The organism is Paraburkholderia sp. BR10937 (assembly GCF_040965695.1).
Taxonomy (GTDB): Bacteria; Pseudomonadota; Gammaproteobacteria; order Burkholderiales; family Burkholderiaceae; genus Paraburkholderia.
Genome location: NZ_JBFRCL010000059.1, coordinates 17,960 through 41,755 on the forward strand (window position 1 = coordinate 17,960; position 23,796 = coordinate 41,755).

Genomic DNA, 23,796 nt, shown 5'->3' on the forward strand with positions numbered 1-23,796 from the left:
CACACGTCACGCATGGTCTCGACGCCGCCTGGATCTCCCAACCAGCGGCTATTTTTGACAAACGACGGCGGTCATGACGAGTGGCATCACCTCCTTCACGGTCGCGGGACTTCCGATCTCGTGAATGCGTTCGCCTACCGCGTCTTTGCCTGCCATGACAACGACCCCGTACACCTCGTTGGTCGCCCCACCGCTACCGTTCTGACTGAACATATCGTCGTTGGGAGAAAAGCCGAATACAGCCGAGACCTTGAATCCCAGTGCTGTTAGATCACCTGTTGTCCTCGGCTGATATGCATTGACCGAGTTGTCCGACACTCTCATCGGCTTCGAACCGATCTCCTGAGCGTCGACCAGTTGCTTGATGAACTCGTGCGCACCCGACTGACAATCCAGCCTCGCATCCAGCTCATGTGCATGGATCATGTTCGAATATAACGACAGGCCAATAGAGAAACATCGAAGCCATTTTGAACTTTTCACTTTTCATACCTCCCCGGGCGTGCATGTGAAAAAGCAATCTCACTCATGCGTACGGTCAAACCGACGGGACAAAGGTTACGCCATGTACTCCATCAGTCCGAGCCGCAACGTGTCGGCCACGACGTTGAATAGCGCTTGTCGGTGGCGTCAGGCCATCAGCCTCATGAAACGAGAAGTGAATCTCAGGCACGCCTGCCGCTAGTATCATCCGATCACGATTCGCGGGTACATTCGATTTACGCGCACGAGGCTGGAATACGCGATCGCCAGGACAAATGCGCATGCCTGTCAACGCACAGATGGACGGTTTGCGCGCAACACCTTTGCGCCACACCTGATCGGCATAGTGTCCGGATTGTGGATCGCTCCAGCAGACACTGAGCGTTTGCGACGTAAGCTGCTCGACAATTGAAATACGGGCGACCACGGGTTCGCCAACAACAGGTCGATTGTCCGGGGTGCCGTGCCGCCGCTCCGGCGAAATCTGCCTTTACGGGTCTCTGTGTCCGCAGTGGACGCCGACGCGAACGATTCAGGCCTCAAAAGAGCTATCAGTGTGCGTCGAACGATGTCGTTTTCATTTCGACAAGTCATACCCTCACCTCTTCTGCAGTAATGTGTCTCATCTGGCTCTGTCGCGCGAAATGCGCCACCGACGGGTAGCACGGTGAACATTGATAGCAATGCCGGCTCATTACGCCCGCTAAGCTCATTTTTCTTCGTTGACTGTGTGGTTAAGCGCGCTCAGCCGTTCGCCAACACCGTCTCTCCTCATCGCTGCGACTGCGAGTGATGCAACGCATGCGGCTTTGCTAATGCATTCAACGGTCGAGAAGAGTGCAATGGGAATGCAGCGCGTGTACTCAAGAGGTAGTGCCGGCGCTATGGCGAGTACGCTCGCTCCGCAGATGAAGACAAACACTTGACGAGCAAACCGCAGGTTGGCGATGGCGGCCGCGCCAATGACGCACATGAGCACCTTCGACGTCACCAAGGCGAGCAGCGAGGTGGAATTGATCGTTCCGATGAGTTCCAGCGGTGCCTCAATCAGTGCCCAGCCGCAGACGAAAATGACAGATGTTTTGAACAGGCGCGCCAATCCGATGGCATCTGCCGGGACAGGTTGCGAAAAGAAATTCACGTAATCCATCGCGTTCATTAACTTGGCTGCTTTTCGGGAATCACAGGAATCCGTCCTGAGCGGAACGTGCGCCTTCATACGCAAACGCAACGACGATGACTAGGTTTGGGGATGAACAGCTGATGCCATAAACCGCCGGCTAGGCACCCGCCCCTGCAATAACCGAAAAAAGAACGTCGGTGCTTTGACGCATATCCGCGTCTGCCATCGGCCAAATTTAAGGTATGCCCAGCGCAGCCGCAATTGCACTTTAGGTGCAGGGCGAAACGGGGAAGTCATCAGACTGGCAAACATGCTGCATGGATACACTCTTGTGCCAACGCTCCCACGCGTGCGTCTTCTTCAGCGGATTCCCGCGGTCTGATCTCAGATACATCTGCCATGATTTCTCCTCCTTGGCCTGGTGTCATGTAGCTACCATCCGTACTTCAGTTCTACGCCAATGTAATCTGCGTTCTTGCCACCTGCCTCGCGAATCGAGTTGCCTACCTGGAAGTGCACTGCTTCAACGGACCCGATCAGGTTCGCTGAAATGGTCCAGTCGGCACGCACCTGGGCATACATGCCCGTCCAATGGCTCCCATGTCCGGCTGTTCCCGGCACCACGGCATTGGCCTGCTGATAAACGGCGTCCGCGGTCGTCTCTCGCCACTGGAATCCAAGTGCACCGAGCAACGTGAGAGTATTCGTCGGCTTGAGCATGATGGAAGGCTTGATGTGAATCAGGTTCGCATAGCCCGTGTAGCCCGCAAGCGTGAAGTAGTACCCGTTCGGAAAGAGCGGATTGAACGTTTCGACCCGCCCATCACCGGGATGGCGGTCGCCCGACGCCGCATCGACTTGCACGCCCACGCGCGGGGTCCACGGCAGGTCCAGCGTGTAGCCAGCCAGCGAGCCAACCGCCCACGCGCTGATGGTCTTGGTGCCGATGTGCCCCGATTGGTACATCGACTCCACATCCCAGTCGGCGCGGCCGACCTTGCCTGAGTAGCGAAGGTCGAAGACGTCGCGATGCTCGTCGCCCGTCGCATCCAGAAAGTGCGCGTTCGAGCGGTTATATCTTGAGTAGTAGCCGGAGAGATCGCCGGGTCCGACGCCCTGCCGCTCAAAACGCACACCGCTGAACGTCAGGTGCCGGTTGGAGAAATCGTCGAATGCCGTCACGTCGCGGTACTGCACGGGCTGGGTCAGGTAGCCGATGAAACGCCATTTCTGATACTCGTAATCCACCCAGACGGCGTCGTACGCTTGCCTCACATTAGGCCCGTCGCGAACGGAAATAAACCGTTGCAGATCGAACGCCATCTCCTGGCGGCCAACGCGGAACTTCAGCGTGCCGGGCCCGAATGGACCTGCCCAAGCGACGAAGGCCTGTTCCAGGTCAAGCGGATTTTTGTCGACAGGCGTCACCGTGTCCTTGCCGAAGGGCCTCGCATCTTCGAGTTGCGCAAAGAACTGGAGATACGGGCCAATACGCGCATCAGCACTGACCTCCGCACGCTGTATCACGTACGTATCCGGATGCCCCATGCCGATGCCGAAGAGCGGCGCATCGTTGACCTCCAGTCGCTCACGCAGATTCGCGCCGAGCGACAGATACGAATGGGGATCGCCACCCAGGGGAATGTATTTGAGGCTGTCGAGCGGTTGTCGGGGCACGCAGTCTTCTGCAAGCACAGACCAGTCTTCCTGCCAGCGGTTGAACTCCACTACAGGCCGTTTCGCGGTGCATTCGGCGGCCGGGGTATCGGCGGTTGCCGGTTCCTGCGTGCTCGCCCGCGCGTTGCCGCTCGACGCCAGCACCAGGGCGCCAATGAGAATGGCAACGTACGCAAGCGCGCCCACACCTGCGAACGGCCAAGGCCACGCACGCGTCATAGCATCTCCGTGTCGTGAGACGGGTGCGATCGGATGCGCGCCATACCCGTCAGGGGATATCTGAAATGTGATCCGTGCTGCCCGATCGATCAAACGCGCTCGCTGTGACAGTCGGCAGCACGGCCAGGCCTGGCCGGCTTTTTCCTCGCGTCTGTCGCCGTTGCGGAGGCATCCAGTTGCGTCTGTGCGCCGCGTGCAGTCCTCAAAGCCAGACACAAGAGCGCAATGCAGGGCAGCAGCAATGCCGAGAACCCTACGTGCTGATACGCGAGTGCGCCAAGGATTGCTCCAGTTGCAAACGCGAGAATTGTCGGCAACATCTTCCCCAGACGCGTTCGCGCGACCGTTCGCGCGTCGGATGGCATCTTTTGCGACAGGATGTCGACCGTATCGAGCACGGCTTGCGTAACGTTGCCCGTCATCACGGTGTTGGGCACGCCGGGACGCGGGACAAGGCGGTCGTGCGCATTCTGTACGCCCATTGCCGCGGCGCCGATCATCCCGCAAACAATGACGGGCGTGCCATTCGCATGCACAACGGGCGAGACGCCAACACCCGCGAGGCAAAAAGCCAGCATGAGGGAGGCCTGGAAAATGTAGAGAACGCACCCCGCCCGGTTGGAGGTCGCGGGTTCGACGCGCTTCACAATCACGCTGCTGACGGCGACGCCTGAGACGAACGCAGGGAATGCCATCAGCTTCATGAACGCGCCCTGGCCGAACCCTGCCGCCTCAGCACCGATCAGTACGAAGTTGCCCGTTACGTGTGCGGTGAACAGCCCGAATAGCGCCACAAAGCTGAGCGTATCCACATAGCCCGCAATGCCTGCGAGCAGGTTGTCTTCAGAATTCATCGCTCGTGTCCCGTCCCAGGAATGGCATCGGATCGAACTGCGTGGACACGCTCGCCAAACATCGCTGTGTCGGCAAGCAGCTGACGCTTCTCGCCAAACTCACTGCGCAGTTGTATGAATCTCGGCAATGTAACCACCCGGGAACTGCACCAGTGCCGCTTCACGCTGATCGGAAGTGAACGGCGGAACCAGCACTGTCACTCCAGCCGCCTTTGCCTTTCGCAGCGTGTCGCTGAGATTCGTCACTTCATAGCCCGTCATCTCGCGGCCAAAGGGATAAGGCAGGTGCCCATCTGTCACGAGCACCGTCATCTTGCCGAATCCCGACTCGATTCGCACACGCCGGTACGTCCCGCCCGGTTGGCCAATCTCGACGCCAGGCGCGTTGCGATCATCGGACACGATCTTGCCATGCGAAAAGGCGACGAAGTTGCGAATCAGCATATTGGCGCGCGCAGGCGACACGTACACCCGGTTCTCTGGCACCGTCTGCAAAGCAGCGTAGTTCGGCGCCTGGGTGTGCCAGTACAGTTGCATGCTGACGCCGCCCGGCCAGGTAATGATCGCGTCGCGGCCGATCGGATCGGGGAACGTCGTCACTACGGCGTCAGCGTGGTGTCGCGTAGCCGATTTGACGGCGGCGTCGATGTCGGACACGAGATACCCTGTGCGCTCGCTGCCGAACGGATACGGGACAGGGGTCTTGAAGCCGAACACCGACAGCGTGCCGACCGGCGTGAAGACAAGTTGCGACATCGTCTGGCTCGGCGCGGGCGTTACCTGAAAAACGCCCTTCTGAGACTTGTGACCGCCGAAAGTCGCAACGACACTATCGGTGAACTTGTCGAAGTCTTCCGGCGCGACATAGACATGCGTGGTGTCATATTGTGGCCCCACCGCGATATGCGGTTCTGCAACGGGATGCGGAATTTTCGGCGGTGCGGCCGACGTGACCGACGACGCCGCGAGAAGAATGATGGCGAGCGCGGTCACTGCCAGGGAACGGAGGTTACGCATGGTGTTGAGCGTCCTTTGAAGTTTACTTAACGCCGGCACGGCCGGAGGAATATGTATTGCCGGCAAGGCATGTCGTCATGACGAGTGCAGCGATGAGTCCGAGATGCTCGAAGAATCCGTTCAACGCGAAAACACGCGGATCGCCTGTCAGGTTCCAGAAGTCGTTCGCGACGAGCATCGCTACGGCCGTCAAGACTCCCAACCCGCCCGCGCCCAGCCACACGAACCGGTTGAGGATCACGCAGGCCGAACCGCCAAGCTCGACGACTATCGCGAGCGCTGCCCACAGCCATCCCGGATGCAGGCCGAAGTGTTGCTGCTCGAGCATGGCGCCATGAAAATTCGCGAGCTTAACGACGCCCCCGATCACATACATGGACACGAGCGCCGAGCGCACCACTACCGGCTGCCAGCGCTGTGCGAGCAGCGTCGCGATCCACGGTGGATTTCCTTGTGCGTGTGTGCTCATGTCAGACCGCCCAGCAGGCACAGCCGAGCGCGCCCCAGAACGAACGCAGATCGGAGGTCGGTGCGCTGTTCGACCACGCGCGCGCATGGTTGTGACCATGCACGGCGCAACCGTTCGAGCAAGCACACGACGACGCCGCAATCTGCTGCAGCGAAGCTTCAGCCTCAACTCCGGCCTTCGAATCCTTCCATGCCGCGAAGCCACCGAAGCGCCGCACGGGCGACCAGTCGGGCATCGCCGGAGGCGGCGCGCTGTCGTCGAGATGAGAGAACGCCGCAGCGCCATACACGATGCGGCCGCCCACAATCGTCAGCTCTGAAACTGTGTTCGCGATGTCGTCCTCGGGGCACGCGAAGAAGTCGCGATCGGGAACGATCAGGTCCGCGAGTTGACCCACGGCGATCTGGCCTTTCTTGCCTTCCTCATTGGAAAACCAGGTGACCATCTCGGTCCACATCCGCAGCGCCGTATCGCGGTCGAGACGATTACGCTGCGGATAAAGGCGCAGCCCGCCTACCGTTTTACCCGTCACGAGCCACGCAAGCGACACCCACGGGTTGTACGATGCGACACGAGTGGCATCCGTGCCCGCAGACGTCCGAACCCCCTTCTCGAGCATCCGCGCAACCGGCGGCGTGGCCTCAGCCGCGGCCGAACCGTAACGTTCGACAAAGGACTCTCCCTGGTACGCCATTCTGTGTTGAACGGCTACGCCCCCGCCGAGCGCGGCGATTCGATCCATCGAGCGCTCGGATATCGTCTCCGCGTGGTCGAAGAACCAGTGGATGCCATCGAGCGGAATGTCGCGATTGACTTTCTCAAAGACGTCCAGCGCACGGCTGATGGTCTCGTCGTAGGTTGCATGCAAGCGCCATGGCCAGCGGTTTTCGGCGAGCACGCGCACGACCTCTTCCAGTTCATCTTCCATCTGCGCCGGCATGTCCGGCCGCGGCTCACGGAAGTCCTCGAAGTCTGCTGCGGAGTACACCAGCATCTCGCCTGCACCGTTGTGCCGGAAATAGTCGTCGCCCTGCTTGTACTTCGACGCTTTTGTCCAGTTCAGGAAGTCCTGCTTCTCCGCCTTAGGCTTCTGCGTGAACAGGTTGTACGCAAGGCGCACTGTCATCTGCCCTTCATTGGCAAGCTTCTGTATAACTTCGTAATCCTCAGGATAGTTCTGAAAACCACCGCCTGCGTCGATTACGCCGGTCACGCCAAGCCGGTTCAACTCACGCATAAAATGGCGAGTCGAGTTCAACTGATAGTCGAATGGCAACTTGGGCCCCTTCGCCAGCGTCGCATACAGGATCGACGCATTCGGTTTCGCAAGTAGCAACCCCGTTGGGTTGCCGTTGCCGTCGCGCATGATCTGTCCGCCGGGCGGCTCCGGCGTGTCCTTCGTATAACCAACCACGCGCAGCGCGGCAGCGTTCAGCAACGCCCGGTCATAAAGGTGCAGGATGAAGACAGGCGTATCGGGTGCAATGGCATTCAGTTCCTCGATGGTGGGCAGCCGCTTCTCGATGAACTGCTGTTCGGTGAAGCCGCCGACCACGCGGACCCACTGCGGTGGTGGAGTAACTGCCACCTGGCGTTTGAGCATGTTCATCGCATCGGCGAGCGAGCGCACGCCGTCCCACCGCAGTTCCATGTTGAAGTTCAGGCCGCCACGCACCACGTGTGTATGGTTGTCGATGAGTCCCGGTAGAACGGAACGTCCCTTCAGGTCAATCACCTTTGTCGCCGTTCCGGCCAGCGACATGACGTCGGCATTCTCGCCAACAGCCGTAAACTTGCCATCCCTGATCGCGACCGCGCTCGCTGTTGGGTTCGCCCGGTCTAGCGTCGTAAAGCGGCCGCTGTGAAGGACAAGATCAGGGGTAATTTCAGATGCTTTCATGAGTGACGCTCCTTGCTATCGGCATTCTCTCGGCTAGCCTGTTCCACCGTATGACCGCGCAGCGGCATGACGGCCAGGGACGGCGCACTGTGTGACTCTTGCGGAACCGTCGCAAGTGGCGAACCGAATAAGAGATGCTTGCTTACGGGAATGATCTGCTCGCCGCCCAAAATGCCGAACAGGCCGACGAGCGCGACAAGCGGAGGCGCCGGTGAACGCACATGAATCAGGTTATAAATCGCGCCGACCAACATGCCGGCTAACAGTGACAATAAATAGGCTTTCATCGACACACCTTGGTCGCATCGTCCGAGCATGAAAACAGCGGCTGGCGCGCGAGCGCGCCAGCCGTCACAACCCTTTAAGGTCAGTGACCCTCGCTACCACCGAACATCGTCTTCGCGTAGACAAGGCCGAGACCGTAGCCGCCGCCGTGCTGGATCGACGTCGCCACAGTCTGGTTGTACGTTTCGCTACGTGCCCAGTCGCGTTGCAGTTCGAGCAGATATTGCAGCGAAGTCATGGGACGTGCGCCTGCCTGCACCATGCGCTCCATCGCTCGCTGATGGGCTTCGTCGCTCACGTCGCCGCATGCATCGGCAATCACATACGCTTCGAAGCCCTGATCGATCGCGGACAGCGCCGGACCGACAATGCACACGCTCGTCCACAGACCCGCGAATACAATGCGTGGCTTGCCGATTGCATTGACGCGGTCGGCGATACGCTGGTCTTCCCATGTATTCATCGACGTGCGGTCGATGATGTTCGTTTCCGGAAAAACCGATTTGATCTCGTCGAAGATTGGGCCGGAAAAAGTCTTCGCGGCAACCGTAGTCAGAATGGTCGGAACAGCAAACTCCCTGGCGGCGTTTGCTACGAGCGCTGCGTTGTTACGCAGTACGACGGGATCGATCGACTTCGTCGCAAAGGCCATCTGCGACTGATGGTCAATCATGATCAGCGTGTGGTCGACCGGTGAAAGCAGTCGCTCTCCCGGTTTGGCTTGAGCTTGAGGCATGTGTTCTCCAATGTGGAATCTGAAAACGTGACATTGTGTGATGAAGACCGATCCATGTTGCCGGCGCTACCGGAGTTCACCGCAGCGACTGGGCAGGATGTGATCCATCACCTAACGAAAGAGCGGCGACGCAATTGGTGTTGTTGGGTCGTCTCGGATTCGTTGGCAGAATCATGCCGTGGGGTTCGAGGTGGAACAACGACAGGTTCGGTTCATAGGTCTGAACCAACTCGGAAACTGTGGAAGGTCAGATCGATGTTTGATTGGATTTCATCGCACGAATGAAGCTACTTACTACTCAATCCGGGGGCACGAACAGATGAACGGGGTTCGATGTTCGGTCGAATCGGAGGCGACCTGGCCCCGACAACGTGCGAGTGTTGTTCCCAATCCCGGCATTCCTCTACGCTCTCTGAGGCAGGACGCCGCGCTGCCTGCTGATTTCTTGCGCAAAAGAGAAGTCCCGCAAGGTGACGGCATATATTTTTGGAGAACTTACCGCGTTCCTCTGCTTCTTGTATGTGCATGTGCACTACTAGATTCGGCCAATTCATGGAAACGCGCTTCTGTGCAACGGTTTGACAATGGCGGTCAAGACCTTTGCCTTACAAACGACTGCCGGTACAACGCCGTTTCTTGTCAATCCAGTTTCAAAGTCGCGCTGGTATTGTCAGCAAAACCGTTGGAGTGAGATGGACAAGATACGTATGTTGCGCGTGTTCCTACGCGGCGCCGAAGCCAGCAGTATTACGGACGCGGTCAACGTTCTCGATTGCCGCGTCGCGTCCGTCTCGCGCGTCGTTTCGCATTTTGAAGATGATTTGCACGCCAGATTGTTTGACCGGGTCGGTCAAGCGATGAAGGTTACATTGACGACCGCTGCGACGCGAATACTAATGCGGAGTCGGCGAGGCGGCGGGAGTCCACGGGATCAGGGGTCCAAAACTGGGGCGGACCATAGATTTTCCGTGCGTGAGCTAGCGAGTCAGGAACGGTCATTCACGCGCACCGTTGCTGAGACACTCGACCGTCTGAAGCTCATCACTAAGCGGCTAGTCCATTGCGTCATTGAAAAAGCACCTGAATTGGTATTCAATGAAACACATGGAAAAGATGAACTTGACCACGCTTGAGCGCAAACAATTGCTGTCGGTGGCTCGTAGCCAAACGGTGCGCGCAGCCGACACGCGGCGTGCCCGGTTGATCCTGATGCTTGACGACGGCGAAACACGTGAGGCGATCATGCAGCGGCTGCGCTGTGACTCTCGCTTCATTAGCCGTTGGTCGAGCCGGTTTCTGGCCGAGCGGCTGGCAGGCCTGTACGCGCGCCATCCGGGACGAGCTCCGGTGCATCCGCCTGAAAAGCTGGAGGCGCGGGTTCTGAATCTCACGCTCAAGCAGCGGCCCCCGGACGGCTCGACGCATTGGAGCAGCTATAAGCTTGCCGCGGCTTTGGGCGATGTGGGCGCTTCCACGGTCCAGCGCATCTGGCGCAAGCACGGCGTGCGCCCCCATCGGCTCGATACGCACATGGTCTCAAATGATCCTGACTTCGAGACCAAGGCGGCGGACGTGATCGGTCTGTATCTGAACCCGCCCGCACACGCGGTGGTGTTCTGCGTAGACGAGAAGACGGCAATTCAGGCTCTGGATCGTAAAGACCGGATGCTGCCGCTGTCGCCCGGGCGCGCCGAGAGCCACGGCTTCGAATACAAGCGCAACGGCACGTTGAGCCTGTTCGCCGCGCTCAACACGACAACCGGGGAAGTTATCGGCAAGACGGCGCCGCGCCATACCAGCGAGCAGTTCGTGGTCTTCCTCACCGACGTTATCGCCAGCCAGCGGCCCAAACAAGAAAGCCATGTGATCTGCGACAACGTCAACAGCCACAAGACCACGCGCGTGCAAGAGTTCCTGCGGCAACACCGAAACGTGCGATTGCATTACACGCCGACCTATACCTCCTGGCTGAATCAGGTGGAGAACTGGTTCTCGCGCATCCAGCGCGACGTGATCACGCGAGGCATCTTCACCACGGTAAAGGATTTGGAGCGCAAGCTGATGCGCTATATCCGCGAGCACAACAAGAATCCCCGGCCGATCAAATGGAAATACGACGATCCATCTCGGCGAATTAGACCAGTGCCATTTCAATGACGCAGTCGACTAGTCCGTTCGCGACGACGACCGCATCTTCGGCGGTTGAATACGGCAGTTGAGGCCGTGCATCTCGGCAACGGGCTGGCATCGCGATATTGGAACTAAGTCGCTTTTCGCAACGCGCGAGTCTGCCAATATTGGTTGGCACGACGACGGATCAATAGTCCGGTTAACTCAGGTTGATTGAAATTTCTGCATGCCGGAAACTCAGCGGGAACGGCGAAGCCGTATCCTCGTGCAAACGGAAGGGCGGCCCCGCCAAAGGCTTGACTTACTGACCCGGTTCCTTGATGGTCAGTGCACTCTTGACCGAGGTCACGCCGGCAACGCCCTGAGCGACTTGAGTGGCCTTGTCGACCTGCGAAGCATCCGGAACGGTGCCTTCCAGCGTCACCGCGCCACCGCGAGCGCGAATCAAAATGTTCTCCGTTTTGATGTCCTTCGCGTGATTCAGCGCGGCACGCACTTTCTTCTCCAGCGCGTGGTTGGCCTGCTTCGACGATTGCGAAGTGGCGGGCGCCGTGCTCGTATCGTTCCCCTGCGCCCATGCGCTGACCGAAACGGCGACGATCAATGCGCCACCGGCTAGTTTGATTGCCTGAATAGTCTTCATTCACTTTCTCCTTTTTCAGCGTTGCGACGAATCCGAACGGTAGTCTCACAGGTAGGCAAACGGAACGTCGGACGAACTTTGACGACTTGTACTCGGTGCAACAGTGCCAAAAGGCATGACGGTGTGGGATCGATTTCGCCAAGCCCACGTTGGAACACAAGTGCCCCGGCCGCCTACGGGAAGGCGATGCGTTTCCAATTTTATGTTGTCACACCCCATACGTAGAGTGGGACAAGTGCAATTCTGGCACTTAATGGACAGAAAATGGCGGAAACTGCCGGGGCCGCGCGAGCTAGCTTAGGGCTACGCGTTCGAAGCAACGAAGCAACAGACGTCCCTTGTAGAGCGGAAAGCTGCTAGTCGACTGAATAGCAGCCAACCGTTTAGGGTCGGCCACGGAAGATCATCGCTTGAGTCGAGCGGGTAGTTCATCGACTGCTATGAACTTCCGGGTTCGGCCAGGAAGCGTCGCTCCGAGCTTGGAGGACAGCGCCAGTGTGGCGACCGGCTTCCACCAAAAGCCGCCATCCGCTTCCGGCTCACGCGGATAACTATTTCAAGGGCTGGTGACATTGTCTGTGCGCTACCTTTTGCACCGAATCGATGTTCTCCAGGCGCCCGTGGGTCGTAGGGACGCCCCAGCCAGCCAAGTAGTTTCGCTACCTTTGATACTACAGATCGCCGGAGAAGGCGTTCCTTGAACTAACCGATATTTCTCTTTCGCCACGCCCGCTAAGCCGCCGTGAATATGTTCGCGCGACGTTTCAGAGATCGTCGTAGCTGACATGTTGACGACAAAATGAAAAGGGCCGCAGAGAATTTTCTGCAGCCCTTTGAGTCTCCAACCGTCTGCGCTTTGCGCGCTCACAATATTACTGCGCTGCGGCACCCGTCAATGCATCATCGCTGCCTTCCTCCAGCGAAATATTCCGGGTTTCGCGTCCCTTGACCCACCAGATCGCGGCGGCAACCGGGCCCGGCAGAGCAAGCCCCAGCAGGACAAGCAGCGGTGCGGAAGGTGTGCCCGTCGAGCTGAAAGCACTCGTCAACAGCAGCGGCGTAGCCATTGCGCCCACTCGACCGAATGCAACGGATACGCCCAAACCCGAGGCGCGCAGCCGTGTCGGCAGGATTTCAGCCGATACCACGTAAGCCGAGATATAGCCCCATGTCACGCCGAACTGGATCAGGCAGTAACCGAACACCATGGAAGGCAGCGATTGTGCGAAGTACACCACCAGAATCGCGAGCACGGTGAACGTGTAGCTCGTGAACAACGAGGAGCGACGCCCCCACGACTCGAGTACATATGAAGCCAGCAGACCGCCCAGCAACGCCGCTATGTTGCCGTAAATGTAGTAGATCGGCATCGCGGCAGCAGGCACTTTCATGTACGGCAAAATAACGAGCGCCATCAACGACAGCACACCATATACAACGACGGCCTGCGAGAAGTTCAGGGCACTGGCAAGGCTGCACGGACCGCGATAGCGTCCAGCCAGTTCACCAATGTTGCGCCAGAACGTCGGGTGTGCCGGCACCATCATGGTGGGTTCATAGCGCTTCTGCGCTTCGGTTTCGGCACTGATCCCCGCGCCCTTTGCATACGCGGCAATTTCATCGACGATTGCCTCGGCTTCAGCCACGCGCCCTTGCTGCAGCAGCCAGCGCGGAGATTCGGGAATCACGCGACGAATCCAGAAGAAAATCAGGGCCATCGTGGTACCCAGGCCAAAGCCCACTCGCCACGCCACGTCGGGAGAAAGGTGGTTGAGCGCGAAGTACGAAACAATGGCCGACAACACGGCGCCGAGCGGAAAACCGGACAGGATCAGCGAGTCGGTTCGTCCGCGATTGCGGCGCGGGATGAACTCGCCCATGGTCGCCGTCACGGCGGAGTATTCGCCGCCCACGGCGAGCGCGGTCAGTGCGCGGAATACGAGGAAGGAGTTGTAATCCCACGCGAAGATGGTTGCTACGCTGAACGCGGCATACCACAGGAGCGTCGCAAGAAACAGGCGTTTTCGGCCAAAACGATCCGCCAGGTAGCCGAAGGCCACCGCGCCGACCAGAATGCCGAGCACCCACACGCTCACTGCCAGCGAGCTTTGGGCGGCATCGAGGTGCCAAAGCGCCTTGATCGTACCGAACACGCTACCGATGATATTGGTTTCAAACGAATCAAGCGTCCAGCCCACTCCAAGCGCGACCGTTAGCAGGGTGTGGAAGCGTGTCCACGGCATGTGATCGAGCCTGGTTAAGGCGTCGGTCTTGATGGTGGTTCGGGAAGTCATGTCGATATGCTCCTTTCCTGATCTGAATATTTATTTGCAATGCTAAGTAAATTGAAATATTGACGACACAATCTGGCGCTAACGCGCGGGCTAGCTGGCCATAGCGCTCCTCATGGGACGGGCGGACTTTCCGCGGATCACGATTGCTCCGCGCAACGCAGAATCAGCGAAACCAGCGCCTGCCCCGCCTCTTTGAGATCGCCGTCATTACGGATGATTTCCAGCTGGCTGGACGACCGCTCGAGCAAGCGATTGCGCTGCAGGCGCTGCGCAACTTGCTCCGGCGTTTCGCGGCCGCGCGCCAGAAGGCGTTCCCGCAGTACCGCTTCCGGCACGGCAATCTCCACCGGCACGAGATACGGGTAGCGTTCACGCGCCTGCGGCAGGTACTCGCGCGATCCGTTCATCACGACGGTCAACCCCTTGTCCAGCCAGTGGTCGATCTCGGCCCCGATGCCGTATTGCAACCCATTGCTCGCCCAGTCCAAAGCAAACAGGTTCGAGTTGCTGCGCGCCGCGAACTCTCCCGGACTCAGGGCGACGTGATTTTCGCCACCGGCGTCCGCTGCGCGCGTGATGTAGCGGTGAGCAAAGCAGATCCGGGCGTGGCCGGACAGTTGTTCGCGCGCATGGCGTAACAGGCTGTCCTTGCCGCTACCGGAAGGGCCGCTTACATAGATCAGCTTGCCTGACATGGACCCGGCCTCAATGTTGCACCCGGCTCGCGCCGAGCACGAGCTTGCCCCGCGACCACACCTGGTCGGCATGCGGCAGGCCGCCAACGCGCTGGACTGCGACGAGATCGGCACGTTTGCCCACCGCGATCTCGCCGCGGTCGTACAGCCCGGCGGCCCGCGCGGGATTGCGCGTCACGAGCAGTACCGCATGCGCAAGCGAAATGTCCGCGACCTCAGGCAGCTTGAACGTGGCCGGCAGCAACGAGGCGGGCGAGTAGTCGCCGCACAGACAGTCCGCGACGCCTGCCAGCACGGCGTCGAGCGCGCGCATATTGCCCGACTGCGACTTGCCGCGCAGGATGTTCGGCGCGCCGAACAGCGTGGCAATGCCGTGGCTGCGCGCGGCCTGGGCCGTTTCGAGATTGATCGGAAACTCCGAGACCGTCGCACCGAGGTCGCGTACCAACTCGACCTTGGTCGCTGAATCGTCGTCGTGACTTGCAATCGCAACGCCATTGGCATGCGCCAGCTTAGCTAGCTGCTGCATGCGCTCGACCGCGCCTTTCGCTGCTTCCGCCTTTTGCTTCACGATTACGTCGAGCGTGGCATCGTCGGCCTTGTAGGCGTTCGCAAGATAGTTGCGGAACGACTCCACGTCGCGAAACTGACCCTGGCCCGGGCTGTGATCCATGAACGAAATCATGTCAATCGCGCCCGCTTCCATCAGGCCAGACAGAACGGGAGGGGCGGTCACGTCGGTTACCTCGAAGCGCGCATGGAACTTGTTGTCGATCAATGCATGCGCTTGCCAGGCGTGGATCGCGCGGCCGAGCGCGGCTGCGGTTTCGTTGTTGCGCACGCCGAACTCGCGGTTCGCGAATGACAGCGCATGAAATACCGTGGTGATGCCCGCAGACGCATTGCGCTTGTCTGCCTGCGCGCAGGCGAAGTCAAACGCAAAGTGCACGCCCGGACGAGGTTCAACCTCTTTTTCCAGCGAGTCGCAGTGCAGGTCGATCATCCCCGGCATCAGGGTATGGTCTTTCAGGTCGATCACCGTTGCATCGCCGGCACCCTCAGGATCGAGTGCGGCAATCTTGCCGTCCTCGATGAGCACGGCCAGTTTCTGGCGCACTTCGTCAGCGAGAACGACGGTGGCGTTCGTCAGGAGTTGGCGGCTCATAGCGTGGTCGCCTCGGAAAGAGATTGGCGGACAACCGGCGGCGCCAGTTCGATCACCTGGTCGGCAAGGCGCGTGACCAGCTCGGGATGATGGAAGATGGCGAGCATCGCCACGCCTTCCGCCTTGATCGCCTGCAGGATCTCCACCACCTTGTCGGTGGTGCGAGGATCGAGGCTCGCGGTCGGTTCGTCGAGCAGCAGCAGGCGCGGGCGAGCGGCCAGGCCACGCGCGAGGTTGACGCGCTGCTTTTCACCGCCCGAGAATGTCGCAGGCGGCACTTCCCAAAGTCGCTCGGGCACGTTCAGCGCATCGAGCAGTCCACGCGCCTTGTCGCGCGCGTCGGCACGCGTCGCGCCGCGCACGAGCATCGGCTCGGCCACGACATCGACGGCGGCCTTGCGCGGCAGGCAGTGCAGGAACTGCGTGACGAAGCCAATCTCGTGCTTGCGCAGCGCGAGCACCTCGTGCTCGGACGCCTGCGCGAGATCGACCGTGTCGCCCGCAACGGTGCGGTACAGCGCTCGCCCGGCGCTCGGCAGGTAAGTACGGTAGATGCACTTCAGCACGGACGACTTGCCCGCACCGGTCGGGCCGATCAGCGCAGACAGCGCACCGGGTTCGACGGTGAAGGACACGTTCGCGCACGACGGAATGGTCTTGTTCTGGTCATGCAGCGTGAAGTGTTTGCTCAGGTTTTCAACAGTCAGGATCGCGGACATGGGTTTACCTCAGAGAGCGGAGGCCACAAGCCGCTGCGTGTACGCATGCTGCGGGTCTTCGAGGATCTGGTCGGTCAGGCCCGACTCGATGATGCGGCCGTACTTCATGACGATGGTGCGGCCCGCGAGCAGGCGGATCACACCGAGATCGTGCGTCACCGCAATCATCGCGGTACCGAGTTCCTGCTGGATCTCAAGGATCAGGTCCAGAATGCGCGCCTGCACCGAGAGATCGAGTCCGGTGGTCACTTCGTCGAGGAACAGCAGCGGCGGACGGGTTGCGAGCGCCTTTGCGATCTGCACGCGCTGCTGCATGCCGCCCGAAAACTTCTTCGGGGATTCATCCATGCGCTCGGGCAGCACCTCGGTGCGCGAGAGCAGATCGCGCGCGCGTTCGCGGATTTCGCCGTACAGCGTCACATCGTTCATCAGCAGGCGCTCGGCGATATTGCCACCCGCCGATACGTTGAAATTCAAGCCGAGGTGCGGGTTCTGGTACACCATGCCGAAACGATGGTTGCGCAACCAGCGCTGTTCGGCGGCGTTCGCTGCGAAGAGGTCCGAGTCGTTCTCGTCGTCGAAGAAGCGCGCCGAACCCGCGGTCGGCATTTCATCGAAATAGAGCGTCTTGACGACGGTCGACTTGCCCGATCCTGATTCGCCCATGATGCCGAGGATCTCGCCGGGCTTCAGGTCGAAGCTGACATTGTGGGCTGCCACCACCGACCCGCAATGCGGGCAAATGTTGGTGTCCTGTTCAGGCCCGGTGCTCTCGATACATCGTTCGCAGCCCGAACCATGGATCCTGGTCAAGCCGCGCACTTGAAGAATGGGGCTCACTGAGCGGCTCCTTCAGTCGTTGCCTCGGCCTTCGCATGGATGTGGCCGTTGCGATAATCGTTGCAGTAGTCCGAATCCGAGCACTGGTACGACTTGCCGCCGTCATCGCCAATGATCTCGTCGAGAAAGCTTTCGGTCGAGCCACAGCGCACACAGGCGCGGCGCTGGCCGTGCTCGTCGCGGAAGTCTTCGGTACGGAACGGCACGTCGTCGAACGCGAGCGGGACCGCACGCGTGTACGGGGGCACCGCGTAGATCTTCTTCTCGCGGCCCGCGCCGAGCAGTACCAGCGCAGCGGACATGTGCAGCTGCGGCACGTCGTAGCGCGGGATCGGGCTCGGGTCGATCACGTAGTGGCCGTTGATACGCGTCGGGTAGCGATGCGAAATCGTGATTTCGTCGAACTGCACGATGTCTTCGTAGAGCTTGGTCAAGAGGCGCGAATAGTCGCCCTCGCCGTGCATGGTCTTGCGGCGAGCCTCGGAGGGTTCCACCACGACCAGCGGATCGGGATACGGCACCTGCAGGACCAGGATCTGCTTTTCGGTCAACGCCACCTCGGGAATGCGGTGGCGCGACTGGATCAGCGTGGCCTCGCCGGTATGCTCGGTGGTCTGCACGCCCTCGCAGGTCAGTTCTACAAAATGACGCAGATTGACCGCGTTCACGGAGTCGTCCGAACCCTGGTCGATCACCTTGAGCGTGTCGTCCGGCCCAACGAGGGACAGCGTCAGTTGCAGACCGCCGGTTCCAAACCCGCGCCCCATCGGCATTTCGCGCGACGCATACGGTGTCTGGTAGCCGGGCACGCAGATCGCCTTGATCACCGCGCGGCGGATTTCCCGCTTCGCATATTCATCGAGAAAGCCGAAGCTGTAACCCGCCTCGTCGAGCGGCAGTTCGTAGAGTTCGTTCATTGCTCGACTCCTTGTTCATCCTGTTCGGCGTGCTTGCCCGCAGCCTTTTCCTGCGTCGTGCGCAACCGGTCCATATCCGACTGGAACGTGACGTAGTGCGGCATCTTGTAGTGGCTCGCGAAACCCATCGAATCCACGCCATCGATATGCAGCAGCACGAATTCGGGGTCTTCCGACGGATTGGTCGGACCGTCACGCATGCCGTTCTGCAGCGAACGGTCGAGCACCGCCATCGAGATTGCCTTGACTTCGTTATGGCCGAAACACGCGCCATAGCCGAGCGTGAAGACGGGCGGACCATCGCTGTCATCGCTCTCGTACATCGCCACCATCTCGCACTCGGTCATCAGGACTTCGCCCGCCTCGACGAGTTCGCCTGTGACCGGATGGGGAATGCGCACCGGCACATAGCCCACACGCAGTTCGGCCACCGTCGGGTGCACATCGCCGTAGCCGCGCATGTTCGAGTACGCAATCGCAAGCAGCGAACCGGTCTCGGCGCGCGCCATGGTTGCGAGCGCGGCGGAGCGCGGCACCGGGAAGATCAGCGGGTCGCGCGTGACGTCGAACGGTTCGGCCTGCGACGGCTGGAGCTTCGGCAGCAGCCCCTCCTCACGCAGCGCGTCGACCACCTTCGGGAAGGTGTCGGGCAGATCGCTTTCATCGATCGAGTCGAGGAACGTGCGTGCGACAGAGCGAAACGCTTCGGGCGATTCGTTGGCGAGGTCCAGACGCATGAGACGCAGCGCGTAGTCGTTAGTCGGCCCGAGCATCTGACCGCCAGGAATATCCTTGAACGCGCTCGAGATGCGGCGGATCACACGCATTTCACCGGTATGCTGTACGGGCGCCTCGAGCAGCCGGGGTTTCGTCGAGCGATAGGCGCGCAGTGCAAACGCCGCTTCGAGCGTGTCACCTTGCATCTGTTTGATCGCGAGCGCGGCGAGACGCGGGTGATACAAGCCACCTTCTGAAACCACTCGCGAGGTGAGCGAGCGAAGCTGGTGTTCGATGGTCTGCAGGGTCAACGGCGTGCCGTTTTCCCCCTCGGCCGTACGCAGCGCTTCGACGACCTGCTCCGCGCCCCGGATTGCCCTGCCGCCGCCCTTGATAGCTACATAGCCCATTACCGGCCTCCCTCTGCGGCAACCTTGATCGTTCTGGGCAGTGCGACGACGCTGTGTTCGCCCAGAAGCGCCACATCGACACCGAGCGGGAAGGCGCTATTCCACTTCCTGCGCAGCTTCCACCATTGCGGGTCGATACCCGTCACCTGCAGCGAAGTGCTGCTCTGGATGCCGGGCCCGCTGAGAATCAATCCTGAGCCCTGCCCGATTTCATCCGCGATCAGGATGAGTGTTGCGCCCTTCTCCGGACTGTCGAGCGTGCCGAGTGCAGGTTCAAAATCGGGTGCTTGACTGCCCGGCATCACGACGAACCGGGCCTGGTCTGCACTCGCGGACTTCGCTCCGAGCCGCTGACGGTCTGCCGCATCAACCAGCTCGCAAGGGTCGGCCAGCAGGGTTGCGGGATCGGCCAGCGTGGCAAGCACGATAGGCAGCACATGTGCGGCCTGCGTCTCGAGTTTGACAATGCGGCCGGGATAGGAAAATGCGTCCACGATGCTGCGAAACGCGCGCTGCTGAGCCAGCGGAGTCCAGTCGGTCGGGTGCGAGACGATACGCGTCTCCAGCTTATTCATCATCGTCCTCCTGTGTGGCGAGCAACGAGAAGTCCACGCGCGTGGCGGCCAGCAGCTTCTTGCGATCGGCGGCGGTGGCTTCGACGGCCCGCTTGCCTTCGTGAAGCAGTCTCATGGCGTCTTCGTGCCCGGGCCAGGCGGCGGCAGTTACCGCATCGAGAATCGCGAGCGCGCGAATCAGGCTGGTGCGGTCAACCATGACAATCGCGGCGCCTTCGGCGGTGCTGCCTTGCGGGTTGGTTAGGCGCACATGCGCCTTGGCGACCGGAATCTCCCCGAGGTAATAAATCTCGCCCATGGCAGCGTCAGCAAGCGGCACCAAGGCGAGGCCGGATTGCGGGATTTCCAGGTCTGCCACCTGAAATCGCTCACTGAGGTGATGCGCGAGTTCGCGAATGCGCTGGGCCGGGACGTTCATCCAGTAGCGCATCCAGTCGCCGCGCGCGGGCTGCAGCGATTTCGCTTCCATTAGCATTCCTTTCTAATATCCATATGAATGGACAGATATGAAAATCAGTAAATCGTCCTGCTGGGTCGCATGCGCCACGCAGGCCTGAAACTTTGAACGTGGCGACGCCCTGACCCGGTTACACCAGCGGAATGCGCAACTGAACGCGGTCCGCGCGAAACCGGGTAATCACATACTCGACCGGGTGGTTGTCGCGCTCATCCACGTTCACGCTCTTCACCCGCAAGACGGGCTGGTTTTGCGGCATGCCGAGGATTCGCGCATCGTCCCCCTGGGGTAACACTGCCGTGACGGCGCTATCGACACGACGTAGCTGGCAGCCATACTCCGCGCTCAGAAAAGCGTGAAGGGAGTCGCCCTGATAGCTGTCCAGCAGATCGGGGAAACGCTGTGCTGGCAAAAAATGCGAAATCAGACACATCGGCTTGCCGTCCACGCTTCGCAACGTTTCCAGCCAATGCACGGGCGCGCCTTCCGATATGGCAAGGCGTTCGGCAATGCGCATGCTTGCAGGCACGGTCTGCTTGCGCAGGACGCGGTTTCCGGCCTGCAAACCTTGAGCGTTCAGGTTTTCGGTAAAACGCGTGGTCTTGCCGATCTGGTAGTCGATCTGGTTATTGAGCACCAGGATGCCGCGGCCGTGACGGCGCTCCACCAGGCCTGCATCGACCAACTCGTCAATCGCACGACGCAGCGTGTGCCGGTTCACCCCGAAGCGCGAAGCAAGCTCGGCTTCGGATGGGAGATAGTCGCCAGGCACATACAGGCTGACGATCTCCTGTTCCAGTTGCCGTGCTATCTGGGCATACAAGGATGCGCCCTGCTCTCGTGTGACCGCGTACAAGCTCATATCCGGTTATCTAGATAAGTAGATAAGCGAATGCTACAAAGATTCTGTGACAGATATGTGATGGTGTTCGTTGTGCTCGCGCAGATTTCACGTTGCGTTAGCAACGACATCGGCGGACGAGTAACGTATCACCTGGATTTGCTTCTCAGACCGGCTGAGTGGGGTCTCGCTACGGCCGCTTCGAGCCGATCCATGATGCAGCCGCGATTAGATTAATGGCAGCCCGGCAACATCGGACTGTCCGTGCCGCTGACGGGGCGCAATGGCACGGTTTATTGCAGCACGGTTAGCTTCATGGTCAACGAAGCGACGCGCGGAGAATTGATCGCGAGGCACAGCGCCATCGCACTTTCGCTGGCCGAGGATATCAGGCTCACGTGGAAAAATGCGAGCTGAGGCAGATTTGATGACCCGCACGCCATAGGCTGGCGACCGGGTCCATGTTTCTTCGTAGCGTCCCGCAGGACGTTGCGATGTCCGCCCGACCTCAGCGCCGCCACTGTGCCAGAGCCGTGCCACTGGCTGCCAGCGCGGTCAGTAGATTGGCTTGCTTCCAATAGCCGAAGGTGTCACCGCGAGTGGTGGCATAGTGTGCCAGCCGTTCAGCAATAACTTTCAGTCCGATCGCGTCCGCCATCCACATCGGGCCGCCACGGAAGTCGGGAAATCCGTAACCAGCGACCCAAACCTCGTCGATGTCGCCAGGGCGATACGCAATCCCTTCCTCCAGGATCTTCAGGCCTTCGTTGATCAACGGATACAACAGGCGCTCGGTAATCTCGGACTGGCTGATGGCGTCTGCCAGGCGCCGGGCGATGCCGTGCTGCGCGGCGAGTTCCTGCGCGATGGCGGTCACCTCTGGATCGGGTACCGGCGCACGCCCGTCGTACCGGTAAAGCCCCTTGCCGGTCTTCTGGCCATGACGTCCCAGTGCAAACAGCTTCTGCACCAGCGCGCGGTAGCTTGGATCAGGCGGCAAGCCACCGGCCTTACCGCATTCAATGACCATCCTCGCCCCCACATCCACACCGGCCATGTCGACCATGCGACAGGGTCCCATGGCCATGCCGAGCGTTTCGGCGACTGCGTCCACCTGCGCGGGATCGGCGCCCTCCATGACGAGAAACTCGGCCTCCCGTATATAAACCTCAGCCATACGGTTGCCGATGAACCCGTAGCACACACCCGAAACTACCGGCACCTTTCCAATGGTGGCGGCAAGCTTCAGGACGGTAGCCAGTACAGCCGGCGCGGTATCAGCGCCACGCACGACTTCCAGCAGCCGCATGACGTTGGCCGGGCTGAAGAAGTGCATGCCCACCACGTCGGCCGGGCGGCCCGTGGCGCGTGCCAGCACATCCACGTCAAGGGTGGACGTGTTGGTGGCAATGATGGTGCCTCGTCTGACCACGGATCCAAGTCGCCCACACACTTCTTTCTTAAGCTCGAGGTCTTCGAACACGGCTTCGATGACCAGATCGCAATCGGCCAGCGCAGCGTAATCGAGCGAGCCTTCCAGCCGGCCCATGCGCTCGGCTAGCTGATCGGCCGCCAGCCTTCCCTTTGCGGCACTGGCCTCGTAGTTCCTGCGAATCAGGGCTAAACCACGCTGCAATGCTTCATCGGAGACTTCGACAATCACCGTGGGAATGCCCGCATTGGCAAAGTTCATCGCAATGCCGCCGCCCATGGTTCCGGCGCCGATGATGCCTACCTTGCGAATGGGCCGAAGCGCGGTGTCGCGCGGCAGGCCAGGAATTTTCGCTGCTTCCCGTTCGGCGAAGAACAGGTGGCGCAGCGCCCTCGACGAAGGCGAAGGCACCAGTTTCACGAATTCGGCGGCCTCCACGGCTTCACCGTCGGCAAACGGCAATGTCTGGGCTGCGCGCACGCAGCGCACCACAGCCGCGAGCTGGGGCCAACCCGGTTTGCGCGCCGCAGCGGCTTCAGCTTTGTCCAGTACGTCGGCGGGGGCAGGCACGGTCGCCAGATCGCGGGTGCGACGTGGCGGGGTGCCCGCTGCCAGCATCGCTTGTGCCGCCGCGAGGCCGGCAGCGAGCGGCTCGCCATTGGTATCGGTCAGGACATCGACCAGTCCGGCCTGCTTCGCTTGCGCCGCACCGATCATGCGGCCACTGAAAATCATGTCCAGCGCGAGCTCGGCGCCGATCAGCCGGGGCATGCGCTGCGTGCCCAGCGAACCGGGAATCAGGCCGATCTTCACCTCTGGCAGACCAAAGCGGGTGGAGGGCTGCGCCACTCGATGGTGGCACGCCATGGCCAGCTCCAGCCCGCCCCCCAGCACCGTGCCGTGCATCGACGCGATCACGGGACGGCGCTGCCCCTCCAGCCGGGCGAGCAGCGTATTGAACGGCTGAACCGCGAGACCCGCAGGATCCTCGAACGTCGCGATATCGGCGCCGGCGACCCAGGTTCGCCCCGCGCAGTACAGCACCAGTGCCTCAAGGTCATCGGCCGACTCGAAGCTGTCGAGCGCCTGCGCCAGACCGGCGACAAACGGCCCGGAAATGGCGTTGACCGGCGGATTGTCGATGAGGATCAGACCGATGCGTTGTTCGCGTTTGAATGTGATGGAAGCGCTCACGATC

At 60.5% G+C, this 23,796-nt stretch carries 24 protein-coding genes; 2 read left to right on the top strand and 22 right to left on the bottom strand.

Annotated elements, in window-relative coordinates; all coding sequences use genetic code 11:
• Positions 1 to 48 precede the first annotated feature (48 nt).
• The 10 genes from AB4Y44_RS34050 to AB4Y44_RS34095 form a co-directional block, all read right to left on the bottom strand.
• The gene (locus AB4Y44_RS34050; RefSeq protein WP_368701978.1) at positions 49 to 483 is read right to left on the bottom strand and encodes a hypothetical protein; all 435 of its coding nucleotides are present in this window, start codon (positions 481 to 483) and stop codon (positions 49 to 51) included.
• 55 nt (positions 484 to 538) lie between these two features.
• Complete coding sequence (locus AB4Y44_RS34055; protein WP_368701979.1) at positions 539 to 910, bottom strand: DUF3331 domain-containing protein; 372 nt, start codon at positions 908 to 910, stop codon at positions 539 to 541.
• A 282-nt stretch (positions 911 to 1,192) separates the two neighbouring features.
• Complete coding sequence (locus tag AB4Y44_RS34060) at positions 1,193 to 1,642, bottom strand: hypothetical protein (protein WP_368701980.1); 450 nt, start codon at positions 1,640 to 1,642, stop codon at positions 1,193 to 1,195.
• 396 nt (positions 1,643 to 2,038) lie between these two features.
• Entirely contained in the window at positions 2,039 to 3,502 is a 1,464-nt protein-coding gene (locus AB4Y44_RS34065; protein WP_368701981.1) for an alginate export family protein, read from the bottom strand.
• 89 nt (positions 3,503 to 3,591) lie between these two features.
• Positions 3,592 to 4,356: a YoaK family protein gene (locus AB4Y44_RS34070; protein WP_368701982.1), complete on the bottom strand. Its 765-nt coding sequence runs from the start codon at positions 4,354 to 4,356 to the stop codon at positions 3,592 to 3,594.
• Positions 4,357 to 4,455: 99 nt separating this feature from the next.
• Positions 4,456 to 5,373, bottom strand: a complete 918-nt coding sequence (locus AB4Y44_RS34075) for a glyoxalase (RefSeq protein WP_368701983.1) — start codon at positions 5,371 to 5,373, stop codon at positions 4,456 to 4,458.
• Between the two features lie 22 nt (positions 5,374 to 5,395).
• Positions 5,396 to 5,842, bottom strand: coding sequence for a DoxX family protein (locus tag AB4Y44_RS34080; RefSeq protein WP_368701984.1), 447 nt, complete (start codon positions 5,840 to 5,842; stop codon positions 5,396 to 5,398).
• 1 nt (position 5,843) lies between these two features.
• Positions 5,844 to 7,742, bottom strand: a complete 1,899-nt coding sequence (locus AB4Y44_RS34085; protein WP_368701985.1) for an amidohydrolase — start codon at positions 7,740 to 7,742, stop codon at positions 5,844 to 5,846.
• Positions 7,739 to 8,029: a DUF1427 family protein gene (locus tag AB4Y44_RS34090; RefSeq protein WP_368701986.1), complete on the bottom strand. Its 291-nt coding sequence runs from the start codon at positions 8,027 to 8,029 to the stop codon at positions 7,739 to 7,741. The genes AB4Y44_RS34085 and AB4Y44_RS34090 overlap by 4 nt, the downstream gene beginning before the upstream one ends.
• 80 nt (positions 8,030 to 8,109) lie before the next feature.
• On the bottom strand, positions 8,110 to 8,763 hold the full coding sequence (locus AB4Y44_RS34095) for a hydrolase (RefSeq protein WP_368701987.1): 654 nt from the start codon (positions 8,761 to 8,763) through the stop codon (positions 8,110 to 8,112).
• Between the two features lie 584 nt (positions 8,764 to 9,347).
• Between AB4Y44_RS34095 and AB4Y44_RS34100 the strand changes: the two genes are divergently transcribed.
• Together AB4Y44_RS34100 and AB4Y44_RS34105 are read left to right on the top strand one after the other, a co-directional pair.
• Positions 9,348 to 9,896, top strand: a complete 549-nt coding sequence (locus AB4Y44_RS34100; protein ID WP_368701988.1) for a LysR family transcriptional regulator — start codon at positions 9,348 to 9,350, stop codon at positions 9,894 to 9,896.
• Entirely contained in the window at positions 9,859 to 10,920 is a 1,062-nt protein-coding gene (locus AB4Y44_RS34105) for an IS630 family transposase (RefSeq protein ID WP_368701989.1), read from the top strand. The genes AB4Y44_RS34100 and AB4Y44_RS34105 overlap by 38 nt, the downstream gene beginning before the upstream one ends.
• 274 nt (positions 10,921 to 11,194) lie before the next feature.
• Here AB4Y44_RS34105 and AB4Y44_RS34110 read toward each other — a convergent pair whose 3' ends face one another.
• The 12 genes from AB4Y44_RS34110 to AB4Y44_RS34165 form a co-directional block, all read right to left on the bottom strand.
• On the bottom strand, positions 11,195 to 11,536 hold the full coding sequence (locus AB4Y44_RS34110) for a BON domain-containing protein (RefSeq protein ID WP_368701990.1): 342 nt from the start codon (positions 11,534 to 11,536) through the stop codon (positions 11,195 to 11,197).
• Positions 11,537 to 12,408: 872 nt separating this feature from the next.
• Entirely contained in the window at positions 12,409 to 13,830 is a 1,422-nt protein-coding gene (locus AB4Y44_RS34115) for an MFS transporter (protein WP_368701991.1), read from the bottom strand.
• Between the two features lie 137 nt (positions 13,831 to 13,967).
• Positions 13,968 to 14,525 (bottom strand): phosphonate metabolism protein/1,5-bisphosphokinase (PRPP-forming) PhnN, encoded by a 558-nt coding sequence (phnN, locus tag AB4Y44_RS34120; RefSeq protein WP_368701992.1) that lies wholly within the window; start codon positions 14,523 to 14,525, stop codon positions 13,968 to 13,970.
• Positions 14,526 to 14,535: 10 nt separating this feature from the next.
• Positions 14,536 to 15,690: an alpha-D-ribose 1-methylphosphonate 5-triphosphate diphosphatase gene (locus tag AB4Y44_RS34125; protein WP_368701993.1), complete on the bottom strand. Its 1,155-nt coding sequence runs from the start codon at positions 15,688 to 15,690 to the stop codon at positions 14,536 to 14,538.
• Positions 15,687 to 16,409, bottom strand: a complete 723-nt coding sequence (gene phnL, locus AB4Y44_RS34130; protein WP_368701994.1) for a phosphonate C-P lyase system protein PhnL — start codon at positions 16,407 to 16,409, stop codon at positions 15,687 to 15,689. Before phnL ends, AB4Y44_RS34125 begins: the two co-directional genes overlap by 4 nt.
• A gap of 9 nt (positions 16,410 to 16,418) precedes the next feature.
• A complete protein-coding gene (locus tag AB4Y44_RS34135; protein WP_368701995.1) occupies positions 16,419 to 17,249 on the bottom strand; it encodes an ATP-binding cassette domain-containing protein in 831 nt (276 codons plus the stop codon).
• Entirely contained in the window at positions 17,246 to 18,166 is a 921-nt protein-coding gene (locus AB4Y44_RS34140; RefSeq protein ID WP_368701996.1) for an alpha-D-ribose 1-methylphosphonate 5-phosphate C-P-lyase PhnJ, read from the bottom strand. The genes AB4Y44_RS34135 and AB4Y44_RS34140 overlap by 4 nt, the downstream gene beginning before the upstream one ends.
• On the bottom strand, positions 18,163 to 19,293 hold the full coding sequence (locus tag AB4Y44_RS34145; protein ID WP_368701997.1) for a carbon-phosphorus lyase complex subunit PhnI: 1,131 nt from the start codon (positions 19,291 to 19,293) through the stop codon (positions 18,163 to 18,165). Before AB4Y44_RS34145 ends, AB4Y44_RS34140 begins: the two co-directional genes overlap by 4 nt.
• Positions 19,293 to 19,871: a phosphonate C-P lyase system protein PhnH gene (phnH, locus tag AB4Y44_RS34150; protein WP_368701998.1), complete on the bottom strand. Its 579-nt coding sequence runs from the start codon at positions 19,869 to 19,871 to the stop codon at positions 19,293 to 19,295. Before phnH ends, AB4Y44_RS34145 begins: the two co-directional genes overlap by 1 nt.
• A complete protein-coding gene (gene phnG, locus AB4Y44_RS34155; protein ID WP_368701999.1) occupies positions 19,861 to 20,337 on the bottom strand; it encodes a phosphonate C-P lyase system protein PhnG in 477 nt (158 codons plus the stop codon). Before phnG ends, phnH begins: the two co-directional genes overlap by 11 nt.
• A gap of 118 nt (positions 20,338 to 20,455) precedes the next feature.
• On the bottom strand, positions 20,456 to 21,187 hold the full coding sequence (gene phnF, locus AB4Y44_RS34160) for a phosphonate metabolism transcriptional regulator PhnF (RefSeq protein WP_368702000.1): 732 nt from the start codon (positions 21,185 to 21,187) through the stop codon (positions 20,456 to 20,458).
• A 487-nt stretch (positions 21,188 to 21,674) separates the two neighbouring features.
• A complete protein-coding gene (locus AB4Y44_RS34165) occupies positions 21,675 to 23,792 on the bottom strand; it encodes a 3-hydroxyacyl-CoA dehydrogenase NAD-binding domain-containing protein (protein ID WP_368702001.1) in 2,118 nt (705 codons plus the stop codon).
• Positions 23,793 to 23,796: the final 4 nt, after the last annotated feature.